18 protein-coding genes and 1 pseudogene are annotated in these 15245 nt (G+C 70.2%); 12 read left to right on the top strand and 7 right to left on the bottom strand.

Going from position 1 to position 15245, the window contains the following annotated elements:
* Window positions 1-36 precede the first annotated feature (36 nt).
* Genes AB0269_RS06740 through AB0269_RS06750 form a run of 3 tightly spaced genes read right to left on the bottom strand, consistent with a single transcriptional unit; the run spans window position 37 to window position 1368 of the window.
* Window positions 37-648 carry a CYTH domain-containing protein gene (locus tag AB0269_RS06740; RefSeq protein WP_366210447.1) on the bottom strand — a complete coding sequence of 204 codons (612 nt, stop codon included), beginning with the start codon at window positions 646-648 and terminating at the stop codon, window positions 37-39.
* A complete protein-coding gene (locus AB0269_RS06745; protein ID WP_366210448.1) occupies window positions 641-853 on the bottom strand; it encodes a response regulator in 213 nt (70 codons plus the stop codon). Before AB0269_RS06745 ends, AB0269_RS06740 begins: the two co-directional genes overlap by 8 nt.
* Window positions 854-888: 35 nt before the next feature.
* Window positions 889-1368 (bottom strand): A24 family peptidase, encoded by a 480-nt coding sequence (locus AB0269_RS06750; protein WP_366210449.1) that lies wholly within the window; start codon window positions 1366-1368, stop codon window positions 889-891.
* Window positions 1369-1492: 124 nt separating this feature from the next.
* Between AB0269_RS06750 and AB0269_RS06755 the strand changes: the two genes are divergently transcribed.
* The 4 genes from AB0269_RS06755 to AB0269_RS06770 are packed head-to-tail and all read left to right on the top strand — an operon-like array spanning window position 1493 to window position 7967.
* Entirely contained in the window at window positions 1493-2230 is a 738-nt protein-coding gene (locus AB0269_RS06755) for a hypothetical protein (protein ID WP_366210450.1), read from the top strand.
* Window positions 2227-3753, top strand: coding sequence for a DNA polymerase Y family protein (locus AB0269_RS06760; RefSeq protein ID WP_366210451.1), 1527 nt, complete (start codon window positions 2227-2229; stop codon window positions 3751-3753). The genes AB0269_RS06755 and AB0269_RS06760 overlap by 4 nt, the downstream gene beginning before the upstream one ends.
* Complete coding sequence (locus AB0269_RS06765; RefSeq protein ID WP_366210452.1) at window positions 3753-7157, top strand: error-prone DNA polymerase; 3405 nt, start codon at window positions 3753-3755, stop codon at window positions 7155-7157. Before AB0269_RS06760 ends, AB0269_RS06765 begins: the two co-directional genes overlap by 1 nt.
* An 18-nt stretch (window positions 7158-7175) precedes the next feature.
* On the top strand, window positions 7176-7967 hold the full coding sequence (locus AB0269_RS06770) for an alpha/beta hydrolase (RefSeq protein ID WP_366210453.1): 792 nt from the start codon (window positions 7176-7178) through the stop codon (window positions 7965-7967).
* 32 nt (window positions 7968-7999) lie between these two features.
* Here AB0269_RS06770 and AB0269_RS06775 read toward each other — a convergent pair whose 3' ends face one another.
* Window positions 8000-8380 carry a hypothetical protein gene (locus AB0269_RS06775; RefSeq protein ID WP_366210454.1) on the bottom strand — a complete coding sequence of 127 codons (381 nt, stop codon included), beginning with the start codon at window positions 8378-8380 and terminating at the stop codon, window positions 8000-8002.
* 60 nt (window positions 8381-8440) lie between these two features.
* Between AB0269_RS06775 and AB0269_RS06780 the strand changes: the two genes are divergently transcribed.
* Genes AB0269_RS06780 through AB0269_RS06790 form a run of 3 tightly spaced genes read left to right on the top strand, consistent with a single transcriptional unit; the run spans window position 8441 to window position 10803 of the window.
* Window positions 8441-9400 (top strand): isoprenylcysteine carboxylmethyltransferase family protein, encoded by a 960-nt coding sequence (locus tag AB0269_RS06780; protein ID WP_366210455.1) that lies wholly within the window; start codon window positions 8441-8443, stop codon window positions 9398-9400.
* A gap of 42 nt (window positions 9401-9442) precedes the next feature.
* Window positions 9443-10087 carry a DedA family protein gene (locus tag AB0269_RS06785; protein ID WP_366210456.1) on the top strand — a complete coding sequence of 215 codons (645 nt, stop codon included), beginning with the start codon at window positions 9443-9445 and terminating at the stop codon, window positions 10085-10087.
* Between the two features lie 26 nt (window positions 10088-10113).
* A complete protein-coding gene (locus tag AB0269_RS06790) occupies window positions 10114-10803 on the top strand; it encodes an aspartate/glutamate racemase family protein (RefSeq protein WP_366210457.1) in 690 nt (229 codons plus the stop codon).
* A 12-nt stretch (window positions 10804-10815) separates the two neighbouring features.
* Here AB0269_RS06790 and AB0269_RS06795 read toward each other — a convergent pair whose 3' ends face one another.
* On the bottom strand, window positions 10816-11256 hold the full coding sequence (locus tag AB0269_RS06795; RefSeq protein WP_366210458.1) for a DUF1801 domain-containing protein: 441 nt from the start codon (window positions 11254-11256) through the stop codon (window positions 10816-10818).
* A gap of 126 nt (window positions 11257-11382) precedes the next feature.
* Between AB0269_RS06795 and AB0269_RS06800 the strand changes: the two genes are divergently transcribed.
* From AB0269_RS06800 to AB0269_RS06815, 4 genes are read left to right on the top strand one after another with little or no spacing between them, the layout of a single operon-like run.
* Window positions 11383-11814: a helix-turn-helix transcriptional regulator gene (locus AB0269_RS06800; RefSeq protein WP_366210459.1), complete on the top strand. Its 432-nt coding sequence runs from the start codon at window positions 11383-11385 to the stop codon at window positions 11812-11814.
* A 10-nt stretch (window positions 11815-11824) separates the two neighbouring features.
* On the top strand, window positions 11825-12229 hold the full coding sequence (locus tag AB0269_RS06805; RefSeq protein ID WP_366210460.1) for a VOC family protein: 405 nt from the start codon (window positions 11825-11827) through the stop codon (window positions 12227-12229).
* Between the two features lie 24 nt (window positions 12230-12253).
* On the top strand, window positions 12254-12949 hold the full coding sequence (locus tag AB0269_RS06810) for an NAD(P)-binding domain-containing protein (RefSeq protein WP_366210461.1): 696 nt from the start codon (window positions 12254-12256) through the stop codon (window positions 12947-12949).
* A gap of 31 nt (window positions 12950-12980) precedes the next feature.
* On the top strand, window positions 12981-13352 hold the full coding sequence (locus AB0269_RS06815; RefSeq protein ID WP_366210462.1) for a hypothetical protein: 372 nt from the start codon (window positions 12981-12983) through the stop codon (window positions 13350-13352).
* Between the two features lie 5 nt (window positions 13353-13357).
* Here the strand turns inward: AB0269_RS06815 and AB0269_RS06820 are convergent, their stop codons facing one another.
* Both AB0269_RS06820 and AB0269_RS06825 read right to left on the bottom strand, forming a co-directional pair.
* A complete protein-coding gene (locus AB0269_RS06820) occupies window positions 13358-13741 on the bottom strand; it encodes a hypothetical protein (RefSeq protein ID WP_366210463.1) in 384 nt (127 codons plus the stop codon).
* 17 nt (window positions 13742-13758) lie between these two features.
* Window positions 13759-14622 carry a Rieske 2Fe-2S domain-containing protein gene (locus AB0269_RS06825; protein ID WP_366210464.1) on the bottom strand — a complete coding sequence of 288 codons (864 nt, stop codon included), beginning with the start codon at window positions 14620-14622 and terminating at the stop codon, window positions 13759-13761.
* A gap of 323 nt (window positions 14623-14945) precedes the next feature.
* On the opposite strand from AB0269_RS06825, the pseudogene AB0269_RS06830 reads away from it, so the two are divergent.
* Window positions 14946-15086 (top strand): annotated as a pseudogene (locus tag AB0269_RS06830) (IS3 family transposase); the annotation flags it as partial.
* Between the last annotated feature and the right edge of the window lie 159 nt (window positions 15087-15245).

A 15245-nucleotide genomic window follows, 5' to 3' on the forward strand; every position in this document is an offset into this window, starting at 1 on the left:
CAAGCACGCGGAGCCCCGAAGCAGAAGGGGGTTGCGTCAGAAGCCGAGGGCGCGCGCGAGCTTCGAATCGGATGCCGCTGCATGGGCCCCGGTGGCGAGCACGGCGGTCTCGATCGCGGCGAACAGCGCGTCGCGGCCGGCCTCGTCGGCAGGGGCGGCCGGGCCGAGTTCCACCTCCCACTCGCGCCATTCGCGCTCCACGCCCTGGCGCAGGTCTGTGGCGCGGACGCGGTCGTCGACGAACTCCGCGACGACGCCGGCGGGCCCGGTGAGCAGATAGGCCGTGCGGTGGTTCTCGATGCGGGCGAGCGGCGTCAGCGCATCCGTCGTCCAGCGCGCGAGCGCTTCGGCGACGGCATCCGGGATCCCGCTGTCGTCCTCCCCCAGCGGCCAGGCGATCTCGAGCCGGCCGTCGCCCTCGCGCGGTCCCTTGATGTGCCAGCCGGCATCGGGGCCTCCCGTGCGCCGCCGCACGGCGACGCCGGCATGGGCGAGCGCCGTGTCGGCGGTGTCGAAGTACCGGGCGTCGAGCTCGCGCAGCTCACCCGGGGCGACCGTCGCGTCCAGGCCGCTCCAGTCGGGCAGCGGCGTCGACACGTCGACGTCGTACTTGCGCTCGATCTCGACGGATCGCGCGCCCTCAGTCATCGCTGAGCGTCAGATCTTCGAGTGCTTCGTCGAACCAGTAGTCGATCTCGGTGGGGCCGTCGCCGGCACCGGTGTTCTGCGCGTCGCCGCGCCGGTGGTAGACCACCTGCGTCTCGCTGTAGGGGACGATCAGCTTGTCGTCGGCATCCTGAACAGGGATGACCTGCCCGTCCAGCGGGCCGCCGTGAAGTCGTGCGATTGCCATGAGCACACAATAGCCCTCACCCGATCACGACGCGCTCATCCGATCGCGATGCCCAGGGCCGCTCCGATGATCATCCACGGGCCGAAGGCGATGCGCGTCGAACGGTTCGCGCGCCTGAGCGCCATGAGCGCAAGAGCATAGAGCGCGCCGAGGACGAAGGCGGCGGCCGCACCGATCACGAGCACCTGCCATCCGTGCCATCCGAGGACGAGGCCGATGAGGGCGGCGAGCTTCACGTCTCCCCCGCCGATGCCGCCTCGGCTCATGGCGCGCAGCACGAGGTAGAAGCCGCCGAGGATCAGCATGCCGGCCAGCGCTCCGATCAGCGCCGTCGTCCGCCATGTCACGAGGGCGTCGACGGCGACGAGGGTGAGGGATGCCGCGAGCGCCGGCAGCACGATCCGGTTGGGCAGCCGATGCGTGCGGGCATCGATCGCCAGCAGCCACACCCCGATGCCCGCGAGCCCCAGGTGCACGACGATGACCGCGAGGTCGTACGGCGAGACGGAAGGCATGTCGGAAGGCTACGAGAAACGCTGCCGGCGCGGACGGGGCTGTGGATAACTGTGATGTCCGATCTACGAATTACCATCGGAGCATCGCTTGATTTATTCGTATTTATCTTCGAGGATGGTTGGCATGGGCACTGCACTTCCCGCCCCCACCGCTCTGGCACCAGAGAGCATCGCCTCCCGCGCGCAGGAGGTCCATCGTCTGCGCAGCGAGATCTCCCGCATGCAGCGGCGGCGCAGCGACGTGCCCTTCCTCCCTCTCGATCCGGCGCTGGAGGGGCTGCTGCCCGACCCCGGCCTGCGCGTGGGCTCCTCGTACTCGATCTCCCCCTCTCCGAGCTTGCTCGGGGCCCTGCTGGCCGCCCCGTCGCAGAAGGGATCGTGGTGCGCGGTGATCGGCATGCCCACGATCGGCGTCGAGGCGATGAGCGATCTCGGCGTCGAACTCGAGCGGCTCATCCTCGTGCCCGACCCCGGTCCGCGCTGGCTGACCGTGGCCACGGCGCTGTCCGAGGTGATCCCGATCATCGCCGTACACCCACGCAGCCGCGTCCCGGACGCCGACATCGCCCGGCTGAACGCACGGCTGCGCGATCGCGGCTGCACGCTGCTGGTGACCGCGTCGTGGCCGCAGGCCGAGGCGACGATCCGGGTGGAGGAGACCGAGTGGCACGGTCTGGGCTCCGGGTGGGGCCTGCTGTCCGATCGCACCGTGACGCTGCGGGCATCGGGGCGCCGGTTCGAGAACGGCAGGCGCGTGCGGGTGCAGATGCCGACCTCGCTCGGTCGGGTGGATGCCGCACCGGCTGCCGTCCGTCCCGTCGCCGCGCTGCCGCTTCCCGACCACCTGGCGGTGGCCGGATGACCGCCCCTCCCCGCCATCTCGTGCTGTGGCTGCCGGATTGGCCGGTGCGCGCGGCGCTCGGCGCCCCGCCGGACGATGAACCCGTCGCGGTCGTGCAGGCGAACACCGTGATCGCGTGCTCGGCCTCCGCCCGGGCGCAGGGCGTGCGCCGCGGGCAGCGCCGCCGGCTCGCGCAGACCCGCTCGCCCAGGCTCCGGATCCTGCCCGCCGATCCGCTGCAGGAGCAGCGCATGTTCGTACCGGTGCTGCGTCTGCTCGAAGATCTCGTGCCCGGCATCCAGCCGCTGCGCCCCGGCCTGGTCGCCCTGCGCGCCCGCGGAGCCGCCCGCTACTACGGCGGCGAGGAGCAGGCCGCACTCCACCTCGTCGACGCCCTCGCCGAGCACACCCACCCCGGCTCCCGCGCCGGGGTGGCCGACGGGCTGTTCACCGCCGAGCAGGCCGCCAGGCTCGCAGACCCGGTGCGCGTGGTCGAACCCGGCGGTTCGCGCGCGTTCCTCGCCCCTCTTCCCGTGCAGGCTCTGGCCGACGAGCAGATCACCGCACTGCTGATCAAGCTCGGTGTGCGGACGCTGGCCGAGCTCGCCGCCCTCGAGGTCGACCACGTGCGCGACCGCCTCGGCGAGCGGGGCGTGCGGCTGCACGATCTGGCCGCCGGAGCCGATTCGCGACCGCTGACCCCGCAGGCCCCCGAGCCGCAGCTCGCCCGCGAGATCGTGTTCGATGCGCCGCTGGCCCAGGCCGAGCAGGTCGCCTTCGCGGTGCGTCAGACGGCGGACGCCGTGACCGCAGGGCTCGCCGAGCTCTCGCAGGTGTGCACCGAGGTGCGCATCGATCTGACCGACGACGACGGGGGCGTGTCGTCGCGGGTGTGGATGCATCCGACATCGTTCGAGGCGAGCGACCTCGTCGACCGGGTCCGATGGCAGCTCGAATCGATGGCGGGGGCCTTCGCCGATACCGAGAGAGCGGGCGCCGGCATCCTCGAGGTGCGGATCACCCCGACGCGCGTCGATGACAGCGCCCATCATCAGCCCGGCCTGTTCGGGCAGGGGCCCGAACAGCGCCTGCACCACGCCGTCTCGCGCGTGCAGGCTCTGCTCGGGCATCGCGGCGTCGTGACCCCGCAGATCACCGGCGGGCGCCGGCTCGCCGAGCGGCAGCTCTTCCAGCCGTGGGGCGACAAGGCCCCGCATGAACGGGATGCCGGCCTGCCGTGGCCGGGGAGCCTGCCGCCGCCGCACCCCTCCGAGGTGTTCGCACCTCCCGTCCCCGCCCGGGTGACGGCGGCCGACGGCACGTCTCCCACCGTCGACGAACGCGGCGTGCTGTCTGCGCCACCGGCACGCATCGAAGACGTTGCGGTGCTCGGCTGGGCGGGTCCGTGGCCGCTTCGCGAGCGGGCATGGGATGCCGAACGCGCCCGGACGGCGCAGCGGTTCCAGATCGTCGACGAATCGCAGCGCGCCTGGCTCGCCCTCTGGGAGGACGGCGCCTGGTGGATCGAGGGGCGGTACCGCTGATGGGCTTCCACAACCCCGCGATGTCGTGGAAAGACCTCGAGAAGACCCTCAGCGGCGAGCCAGGCCGCCCCGGAGACACCCGTGCGACCAGGACGGACCCCGGCCCGATCAGCCGCAAACGCAGATCCGAGCCTCCGCCCCCGATCACGCCGCCGGCGGACGCCGTGCCGTACGCCGAACTGCACGCGCACACCTCGTACTCCTTCCTCGACGGCGTATCCCCGCCGGAGGACCTGCTCGCCGAGGCCGCCCGGCTCGGCCTCACCGGGCTGGCGATCACCGATCACGACGGGTTCTACGGCGCGGCGCGGTTCGCCGAGGCCGCCGACCTCATGATCACCGCGAATCCGGACGTCCGGCTGCAGACCGTCTTCGGCGCCGAGCTGTCGCTGGACCTCCCCCGCCCCCAGGGCGGCGTTCCCGACCCGGTCGGCGAGCATCTGCTCGTGCTCGCCCGCGGGATGGAGGGGTACCACCGGCTCGCAGGCGCCATCACCCGGGCACAGCTGCGCGGCGGTGAGAAGGGACGCCCCGTCTACGACCTCGACGACCTCGCGGCGAGCGCAGGCGGGCAGTGGACGATCCTGACCGGCTGCCGCAAAGGCGGCGTGCGCCAGGGTCTCGCCCGCGGAGATGCCGAGACCCCCCTACGGCGTCTGGTCGACTTGTTCGAGCACGACGCCGTGGTCGTCGAGCTGTTCGACCACGGCGATCCGCAGGACACCCGCCGCAACGACGCGCTCGCCGATCTCGCGGCCTCCCTCCGACTCCCGGTCGTCGCGACGAACAACGTGCACTACTCGGCACCGCACCGTGCGGGGCTCGCCGAGGCGGTCGCCGCCGTCCGTGCCGTGCGCAGCATGGACGACCTCGACGGGTGGATGCCATCGCACGGGTCGGCGCATCTGCGCAGCGGTGCCGAGATGACCGAGCGCTTCGCCCGCTACCCCGGCGCGATCTCGCACGGGCTGCGCATCGCCGCCGAGTCGGCGTTCGAGCTGCGCAGGGCACGGCCCGCCCTCCCGCGGCAGGACGTGCCGGACGGACACACCCCGATGAGCTGGCTGCGACATCTGGTCTGGCAGGCCGTGCCCGATCGCTACCCCCGGCTCGACGACGCGGGGCGCGCACGGATCGAGCGCGAGCTGAACGTGATCGAGGAGAAGGACTTCCCCGGGTACTTCCTCATCGTGCACGGCATCGTCGCCGAGGCGAAGCGCCGCGGCATCCTCTGCCAGGGGCGCGGCTCGGCGGCGGCGAGCGCGGTCTGCTACCTGCTGGGCATCACCGCCGTCGATCCGATCCTCTACGGGCTGCCGTTCGAGCGGTTCCTCGCCAGCACCCGCACCGAAGAGCCCGACATCGACGTCGACTTCGACTCCGGCCGTCGTGAGGAGATCATCCAGTGGGTGTACGAGCAGTACGGGCGCGAGCGCGCGGCGCAGGTGGCGAATGTCATCCAGTACCGGCCGAAGAACGCCGTGCGCGACATGGCGCGGGCGCTCGGCTACTCCCCCGGTCAGCAGGACGCCTGGTCGCGGCAGGTCGACGGCTGGGGTGCGGGCCTGGAGCCCGCAGACGGCCACGATATCCCCGAGACGGTGCTGGAGTACGCCGGCGAGGTGCTCAAGGCGCCCCGGCATCTCGGCATCCACTCCGGCGGCATGGTGCTCACCGCGCGTCCGGTGGGCGAAGTCGTCCCCGTCGAGCATGCCCGGATGCAGGACCGCACCGTCATCCAGTGGGACAAGGACGACGCGGCCTGGATGGGGCTGGTGAAGTTCGACCTGCTGGGGCTCGGCATGCTCGCCGCTCTCCAGAACTGCTTCGACCTCGTCGCGGGGGCGACCGGTGAGACCTGGAAGCTGGAGACCATCCCCAAAGAGGAGCCGGCCGTCTACGACATGCTGTGCCGCGCCGACTCGATCGGGGTGTTCCAGGTCGAGTCGCGCGCGCAGATCGGCCTGCTCCCGCGGCTGCAGCCGCGAGCGTTCTACGATCTCGCGATCCAGATCGCGCTCATCCGTCCCGGCCCCATCCAGGGCGGAGCCGTGCATCCGTTCGTCCGCCGCAAGATGGGCGTCGATGAGATCACCTACCCGCACCCGGCGCTGAGGCCCGTGCTCGAGCGCACCAAGGGCATCCCGGTGTTCCAGGAGCAGCTCATCCAGATGGCGACGACGATCGGCGACTGCACGGCCGATGAGGCGGACACCCTCCGCCGTGCGATGGGGTCCAAGCGGGGCCTGGAGCGGATCGACAGCATCCGCGGCAAGCTGTACGCCGGCATGGCACGGCACGGCCTGTCGGCGGAGCAGTCCGACCGCATCTACGAGCAGATCCAGGCGTTCTCGAACTTCGGGTTCGCCGAGTCGCATTCGCTGTCGTTCGCGCTGCTCGTCTACGCCAGCTCGTGGCTGAAGCTGCACTATCCGGCCGCGTTCCTCGCAGGGCTCCTGGACGCGCAGCCGATGGGCTTCTACTCCGCCGCCACGCTCACCGCCGACGCGCGGCGGCACGGGGTGCAGGTGCGCCGTCCCGACCTGCATCTGTCAGCGGCCGGAGCGACCCTCGAACCGCTGTCGGATGCCGCCGGCCCCACCGGCCTCGACGCGTGCACAGTGTACGACCAGCCCGCGACCGGGGAGTTCGACCGCACGGCGCCGGATGAATCCGCGGCGCATCGCCGAGACGGAGCGTTCGCCGTCAGGCTCGGGCTCCTGAGCGTGCGCGGCATCGGCAAGCCGATGGCGGAGCGCATCGCCGCCGAGCGCGATGCGAACGGCCCGTACCGGGATCTGCCCGATCTCGTGCGGCGGACGGATGCGACGGCAACCCAGCTCGAGGCCCTGGCGACCGCCGGCGCTTTCGAGTGCCTGGGCCTGAGCCGCCGGGAAGGGGTCTGGCTGGCGGGGGCCGCCGCAGAGGATCGTGCCCGCTACCTGCCCGGCACGACCGTCTCGGTGCAGCCGCCGCTGTTCGCCGACCAGACCAGCTACGAGCGGCTCGCCGCCGATCTGCAGACCACAGGGGTGTCCATCGACGATCACCCGATGCTGCATTTCCGCGGGGCGCTGGACGAGCGCGGCGTGCTCACGGCCGAGCAGCTGCGCACGCACGAAGTCGGCCGGCGCATCGAGGTGGCGGGGCTCGTCACCCACCGGCAGCGGCCGGCGACGGCATCCGGCATCACGTTCCTCAACCTCGAAGACGAGAAGGGCCTGGTCAACGTGGTCTGCTCGGCCGGGGTCTGGGCGCGCTACAGCCGCGTCGCCAGGGACTCCCCTGCGCTCATCATCCGCGGCATCCTGGAGCGCTCGCCCGAGGGTGTGATCAACGTGCTCGCGGATGCGTTCGAGGATCTGCGCACCGGCATCGAGCATCGCTCTCGCGACTTCCGCTGACGCGATAGGTTCGATGGCATGGCAGATCTGCCGGACACTCTCGACCGTCCCGGCGCCACGCTGCGCTTTCAGGACACCGGAGGCGCAGGAGAAGCCGTCGTCTTCACGCACGGCGCCGGCGTGGACCACCAGATGTTCGATGCCCAGTTCGCTGCCATCCGAGACAGCGGCTTCCGCGCAGTCAGCTGGGATCTGCGGGGGCACGGCTCATCGGTTCTGAACGACGGAGCCCGCTTCCGCGCCGAGGACGCCCTCGAGGATCTCGCTGCGCTGATCGATCACCTCGGGTTGCGCCGCCCCGCACTCATCGGCCATTCCCTCGGCGGCAACCTCGTGCAAGAGCTCATCCGCCGCGACGATGCGCGGGCCGATCACCTGATCGTGATCGGCTCCACCTGGAACGCCGGCCCCCTGACCGCTGTGGAGAGATTCTGGCTCCGTCTCGCCGCCCCGTCTCTGTCGATGATCCCCGCCTCCCGACTGCCCAGCCTGATGGCGACGGCATCCGCCACGACGCCGGAAGGCATCGAGTACGCTCGCCGATGCTTCACGCAGATGCCGAAGCCGGTGTTCCTCGATGTGTGGCGCGCGACCGTCGAACTGGTGGATCCTGATCCGGGCTACCGGTCACCCGTCCCGCTCACGCTCGTCCGCGGGGCGGCGGATCGCATGGGAAACATCGCGACGGCCATGCCCCGATGGGCGGCGGTCGAGGGCATATCGGAACGGGTGGTGCCCCATGCCGGCCACATCGCACCGATGGATGCGCCGGACGCCGTCACAGAGATGCTCCTCACCGCGCTGCGCTGATGCCGCGGCACCACCCGCTCACCGGAACCTGCTCACCAGAAGCGCGGCGCCTCCGGCTCGGGCTTGCGATCGGCCCCACCCCAGCGCAGTGCTTCATCGGTGACGGCGGATGCCGCGGCATCCGCCCCGCGCAGCGCGACGTCCGCCTCGGCGGCGCCGGGGCCGGTCGGATCCACCAGCAGCGTGGTGCTGACGCCCGACCTGCTGGTGTGGAGCGTGCACTCCAGCACCCGCCCGACCCAGCTCGCCGCCCCCGCGGACTGCGGGCGCGCATGCTCGTAGCGGATCCGGGTGTCGAGGTCCGTCAGGGCGACGACCGCGCGCTCGCCGTTCTGGTCCACGCGTTCGACCACCTCGACGCGATGCCCGTGCGGAATCGCAGCCGGCACGGCGATGATGATCGTCCTGTCCATGGCTACAGCCTACGAAGCGCCGTCGCCATGGCAACCCCCGGTTCGCTCTAGACTCGCTGCATGCCGTCCACGCTGCTCTCGCGTCTGGGAGCGCGGACGGGCCGGCTCTACTTCGCCGCGCAGGCTCTGCTCGGAGCCGCATGGTGGATCGCCGTCGCGCTGTCCGATCCCGAGCGGTCGGGGACGGTCCGCGAGCTCACGCTCGGGCACCTCGACCCCGTCTGGGTCGCGGCGTTGGACGTTCCACTGTTCGTGCTCGCCTCCGGCATCGTCGCACTCGGGGAGCGCAGCGCCGTCTGGGTCGTCGTGCCGTGGACCGCGCTGGTCACCGCCGCCCTGGGCGTGTACGCGACGGTCACCGGGCTCGCCGGGTGGGGCGTGCTGTGCATGATCGCCGCCACCGCGGGCAGCGTCGGCGCCGGGATGCTGGTGCTGCTCGGACGCCTGCCCACGGAGTGGATCCTGTTCGGGCCGTTCTCGTTCCGGCTCGCGACGGCGACGACGAACCGGGCGCACATCACGCGCTCCGCCCTGCAGATCGTCGTGTTCTGGGGGCTGTTCCTCGGGATCATCCCGGCGATCATCGTCTTCTTCGAGCAGCGCTGGCACCTGCACCTCGATGTCCCCGCTGGGGTGCGCTGGGGCGGCGGCATCCTGTTCGTGGCCGCCGGGGCACTCGGGCTCCGGTCGGCCTACACGATGTCCACGCGCGGTGAGGGCACCCCGCTGCCGTCGGCGATGGCGCGGCGACTGGTGGTCGGCGGACCCTACCGATTCGTGCGCAATCCGATGGCGGTCGCCGGCATCGCACAGGGCGTGTCCGTGGGTCTGCTCACGGGGTCCTGGCTGGTCGTCGTGTACGCCCTCACCGGGTCTCTGATCTGGAACTGGATCGTTCGTCCGCTCGAGGAGGAGGATCTCGAGGCGCGATTCGGGGCCGAGCACACCGCCTACGCGCGCGCTGTGCGGTGCTGGATCCCGCAGCTGCGGCCGTTCCGCGCCGATGTGAACATCCGGTGACTCTGCGCAGATCCTCAGGGCCGGTCTCCTACCCTGGAAGGCATGGATGCCGGAGCCGAGAACCTCAACGCGATCGCGGCCTGGGCCGTCTCACTCATGGAGACCCTCGGCGGTGTCGGCGCCGGCATCGCCATCGCGCTGGAGAACCTGTTCCCTCCGCTGCCGAGTGAGATCATCCTGCCGCTGGCCGGATTCACCGCGGCGAAGGGCACGCTCGGCCTCGTCGAGGTGCTCATCTGGACCACCGTCGGCTCCATCGTCGGAGCGCTGGCGCTCTACGGCATCGGAGCCTGGCTGGGCAGGCGTCGCATGTACGCGATCGCCCAGCGGATGCCGCTCATCAAGATCGAGGATGTCGAGCGCACCGAGGCCTGGTTCGAGCGCCACGGATCCAAGGCGGTGTTCTTCGGGCGGATGATCCCGATCTTCCGCAGCCTGATCTCGATTCCCGCCGGAATCGAGAGAATGCCGCTCATCCGCTTCACGCTGCTCACCGCCGCCGGCAGCGCGATCTGGAACACGATCTTCGTGCTCGCCGGCTACTATCTCGGCGCCAACTGGCACATCGTCGAGGACTACGCCGGGATCTTCCAGAAGGTCGTGATCGCCGCGGTCGTCGTGGCATTCGTCGTCTGGCTCGTCATCCGGGTCCGGCAGCTGCGGCGCAACAGGATCACCGTCGACTGACCGACGAACGGGCAGGAGAACAGCGGATGCGCCGGATCGGGATGCTGGGCGGCATGAGCTGGGAATCGACCGCCGAGTACTACCGGCTCGCGAACGAGAACGTGCGCGATGCGCTCGGTGGCATGCATTCGGCCAGCATCTTGCTCGACTCGGTCGATTTCGCCGACATCGAGGCGCTCCAGTCCTCCGGGGACTGGGAACGCGCAGGCCTCGTGCTCGCGGAGCGCGCCCGCGCGCTGGAGGCCGGCGGCGCCGATCTGATCGTGCTGTGCACCAACACGATGCACAAGGTCGCGCATCGCATCGAGGATGGGGTGTCGATCCCGCTGCTGCACATCGCCGACACGACGGCGGGCGCGATCCGGGCGGCCGGGACGACCCGAGTGGGGCTCCTGGGGACCGCGTTCACCATGGAGCAGGAGTTCTACCGCGACCGCGTGGCCGCGCACGGCATCGAGGTCATGACCCCCGACGACGCCGACCGCGCGACGGTGCACCGGGTCATCTACGACGAGCTGGTGCGCGGCATCATCCGGAACCACTCCCGCGCGGCCTACCGCGAGGTCATCACCCGGCTCGTCGATCGTGGCGCCGAGGGGATCATCCTCGGATGCACCGAGATCGAGCTTCTCGTCGGCGACGAGGACAGCCCGGTCCCGCTGTTCCCGACGACCCGCCTCCACGTCCGGGCCGCCGTGGGCTTCGCGCTGTCATGACTCCCCGCCGTATCACGCCCGCCGGATGATCTCGGTGAGCTCGGCCCATGCCTTCTCGTCGGGTTCTATCAGCGCGTAAGAGGTCGGCCACAACCCGCTCGGGTCGTCGAGCTCGGCCTGGGCGCTGATGCCGAACGTCGAGTACCTCTCCTTGTCCATCTGCCCGCTGCGGAAGAAGACGACGATCTTGCCGCCGCGGGCGTAGCCGGGCTGCCCGTAGTACAGCTTGGGCGACAGATCGGGGGCGACGTCGGCGACGATCTCATGCAGGCGCTCGGCCATCTCTCGGTCGCCGTCGGGCATCTGCGCGATCTTCGCGAGCAGCTCCGCCTTCTCGGCTGCGGCCTTCTCGGCTCCCTTGGCGCGCTTCGCGTCGGTCTTGAGTTCGGCGGCGCGCTGCTTCATGGCTGCGCGCTCCTCGGCCGAGAACCCTCCTGCGTCGGTCTTCGTCATGTTGGCTCCTTGTGCGTCGGGCGGGTTGCGTCCACGCTATCGGCGCGGTCGCCCGGGTACTTCTCGATTCCTGATGGTTGTGCGCTCGGCATCCCCCGCCGGTGACGAGCCTGACAGGATGGAGGCATGGCGAGCGCGACCGACCGACAGGACGTCCTGGTCATGCGTCGCGTGCGCGATCGGATCGACCGCGAGTTCGCGCAGCCGCTGAACGTCGAGGATCTCGCGCGGGGCGTGCACATGTCTGCGGGGCACCTGAGTCGCGAGTTCCGCCGCATCTACGGCGAGCCTCCGTACTCGTATCTGATGACGAGGCGCATCGAACGGGCGATGACGCTGCTGCGGCGGGGCGATCTGAGCGTCACCGAGATCTGCTTCGCTGTCGGGTTCTCGTCGCTCGGGACGTTCAGCAGCCGGTTCTCCGGGCTCGTCGGGGTGTCGCCGAGCGCCTACCGCGACGACCCTTCGAGGTCCGTGGAGGGCATCCCGCCGTGCCTTGCCCGTCAGGTCACGAGACCGGTCAGGAATCGAGAAGCGCAGGCTTCGGCATCCGCTTAGCGTTGCCGGTATGAACATCACCATCCACTACGCGTTCCTTCCGCACACCGATGCCGAGGCGTCGCTGGCCTTCTACCGGGACCTTCTCGGGTTCGAGGTGCGCAACGACGTCGGGTACGAGAACATGCGCTGGATCACGGTCGGTCCGGAAGGGGATGCGACCTCGATCGTGCTCACGCCGCCCGCCGTCGACCCCGGCATCACCGACGGGGAACGCGAGACGATCATGACCCTCATCGCGAAGGGCGTGTACGGGGCCGTCACGCTGGCGACCGACGACCTCGACGGCCTGTTCGAGCGCCTGGAGGCCGGCGGCGCCGACATCGTGCAGGAGCCCACCGATCAGGACTACGGAGTGCGCGACTGCGCATTCCGCGACCCGTCCGGCAACCTCATCCGGGTCAATCAGCTCTGACCGGAGCGGTCATACGATGGCGGGGTGGGCACTCCGCAGACGATCCAGACGCTCGGCATTCTCGGTGCCGGCCGGCTCGGACGAGTGCTCGCCCGGTTCGCGGCATCCGCGGGGTTGCGCGTTCTCGTGGCGCGTTCGGGCGACCCGGCCCCGATCGCAGCCTCGATGCGTGCGATCGGTGCGACGGCCATGGACGCCGAGTCGGTGATCGCCGAAGCGGATGCCGTGGTCCTCGCGCTCCCGCTCGGCAGGTACCGGCTGCTGCCCGCCGAGGCACTGCGCGGCAGGCTCGTGATCGACGCCATGAACTACTGGTGGGCGTCCGACGGCATCCGCGACGATCTCAGCGATCCGCGCACGTCGACGAGCGAGCTCGTACAGGAGCATCTGGCCGGCGCCCGTGTCGTCAAGGCGCTCAGCCACATGGGCTACGAGGACCTCGAGGACGAGGCGCGTCCGGCCGGAGCGGCAGGGCGGAAGGCGATCGCTGTCGCCGGAGACTCTGCGGCCGATGTGGCCGTGGTGTCCGCACTCATCGACGCGCTGGGATTCGATCCGGTGCACGCCGGCCAGCTCGCCGCGGGCATCATGCTCGAGCCCGGTTCGGAGCTGTTCGGCGCGGATGTCGGCGCCGACCAGCTGCGTGCGATGCTCGACGGATTCTGGGAGTCGCAGCGCGGCATCGTCGTTCGGCGGGCGCGGGAGGCAGCGGGGGCGTGATCGCGCGGCCTCCCAGGTCTACCATGGCGGCATGCGCAGGTCACGTCGGTTCGTCGGCATCGCCACGGTCGCGCTGCTGCTGGCGGGGTGCAGCGCTCCCCTGCCGCAGTCCGGACCGATCGCGGTGTATCCGCGTCCGAACGCGGGGATGGATGCGCTCCTGACCGGCGCGCTACATGTCGCGGACGGGTGCGTCGCTGTCGAATCGGAGGATGGGGCCGTCTCGATCCCCATGTTCCCGGCTGGTGACGCCGAGTGGAAGGACGAGGCGCTGGTGTGGCGCGGTGACGTCTACAGGGAAGGAGACACCATTTCGCTCGGCGGCGGATACGGTGGCGCGGATGACGGGTACGTTCCGGAGGCATGCGAAGACGCGGAGATGTTCCTCGTGTCGCCGTTCTGACGCTGTCAGACCGACGCCGCCCCGAGGTGGGGCACGAAGGAAGCGGGGATGCTGACATTCTCCGGGAGCCCGGTGAACAGCGGGGCGACCTGCTCGGGCGTGTAACCGGCGATGCCGCAGCCGACCGGCGTGAGCAGGAAGCGGTATTCAGGATGCGCCGTCGCGTAGGCGACGAAGTCGCGAGCCTCGCTCTCGATGACGTCGAGTCCGCTCATCGTGTCGATCGCATAGGTCTGGCCGTGGTGGCCGTGCCCCTCACCCCAGACCGCCCCGAACTTGTCGTGGGCGATGCGCGCGGCGCCGCCGCCGTGGTGGCCGCTCGCATTGGACCCGAACACGAAGACCTCGTCCGGTCGCAAGGTTTCGATGAGGTGCGGGGTGATGTGCATATCGGAGAGTCACCTCGTCATGCGGATCGGACTCGAACCCGGCCGTCGTCCACGGAGACCTCCCACAGGGGCTGCGCAACGCTGGCGGGGCCGCGTTCGACCTCGCCGTCGTCCAGGCGGAATCGACTGCCGTGCCAGGGACACGTGACGCAGCCGTCGGCGTCGAGCGTGCCCTCGTCGAGCGGTCCCCCGGCGTGCGTGCACACCGCCGAGATGGCATGCAGTTCGCCGTGTTGCCGGGCGAGCAGCACGGGAACGTCGCCGACGGTCACCCGGGTCTGCGAGCCGTCGGCGATGTCGCTCTCGGCGGCGACGTCCGTCCACTTCCGGCTCGGCCGCTGGAACGCCGTGTGGTTGACGCCGATCCCTCGGACGAATGAGAGGTGGCCACCGAGATAGGCGGACCCGAGCGTGAGCGACAAGCCCAGGATGCTGAGGACGATTCCGGCCCCACGCTGGCCGCGTCGCCGTGCGAGCCAGGAGCTGGCCTGCAGCACACTCGCGGCGGCGTTGGATGCCGCGTGGATGAAGCCGACGCGCTTGTCCGCGCCGATCGTGTCGGACCAGTCCGCGGCGCCGGAGAGCGCGGTCGGAGCGGACGCCAGGATGCCGAGCCCGACAAGCCGGCGCGCGGCCGCCGCGTTCTCCTGACCGCCGGTGAGGTCGAGTGCCACTGCAGCGCCCCAGGCGCCGATCGGGAGATCCGTGAGCATCGGATGCAGTTGATGCCCGAGCCACGATCCGGAGAGAGCGTTCTTCACGCGCTTCGATCCGGTCGCCGCCTTCACCCAGCCGGTCACGGCCGCGGCCGGCACATCCAGCGCCTTCGCACGGCCGATCTTCTGGATCAGAGTCCTCATCGTGCCTGGTGCTTCGCTCATGCCGTCTGTCTACTCGCGTGCAGTCAGCGGGTCAACCGGGTTGTGGTCGCACGCTCACCGAGATCGACCGAGTGCTGAGAGCACGGTGTCGCGCACGAGCGCCGGCGCCTCATAGGCGTGATCTCCGCGCGGTGCACGGCAGCGGATGCCCCCTGCTGCATTGCCTGGATGACGCTGAGCTGCCACTCGAGGGGCATGTCGTCACGGAACGTGCGCTGCGCGCGACCGCGTTCCGGTGTGTCAGGTTAGCGGTGGATCTGGCCTGGCGCATTTCAGTTGATTCAGCCTTCGAAGGTGATCGCAAAGGCGTTGAGCGCGGCTTCGGCGCCTCCGGGGACAACGCGGCAATGGAGAGCTTCTGGTCGCTGCTGCAGACGAACGTCCTCAACCAGGACACCCTCGGCGGCTTGACGCCCATCGAGTTCGAAGTCAAACTAGCCGAGACGCTCCCACTCGCGGCCTAAACCCAACCTGACCTGTCACCCGTTCGTTCCTCGCGCCCAGGCGCAGCAAGCTCTCGTTCGCGCCCTAGGCCGTGTTGATCAAGAGGTTTCGGTGTTCGGTGGGCGAGTCTTGAACCGTGACGCGACAGGAGATCTCCGACGAGGTGTGGGCCGTGCTCG

It is taken from the genome of Microbacterium sp. NPDC077644 (genome assembly GCF_040702785.1).
Classification (GTDB): Bacteria; Actinomycetota; Actinomycetes; order Actinomycetales; family Microbacteriaceae; genus Microbacterium.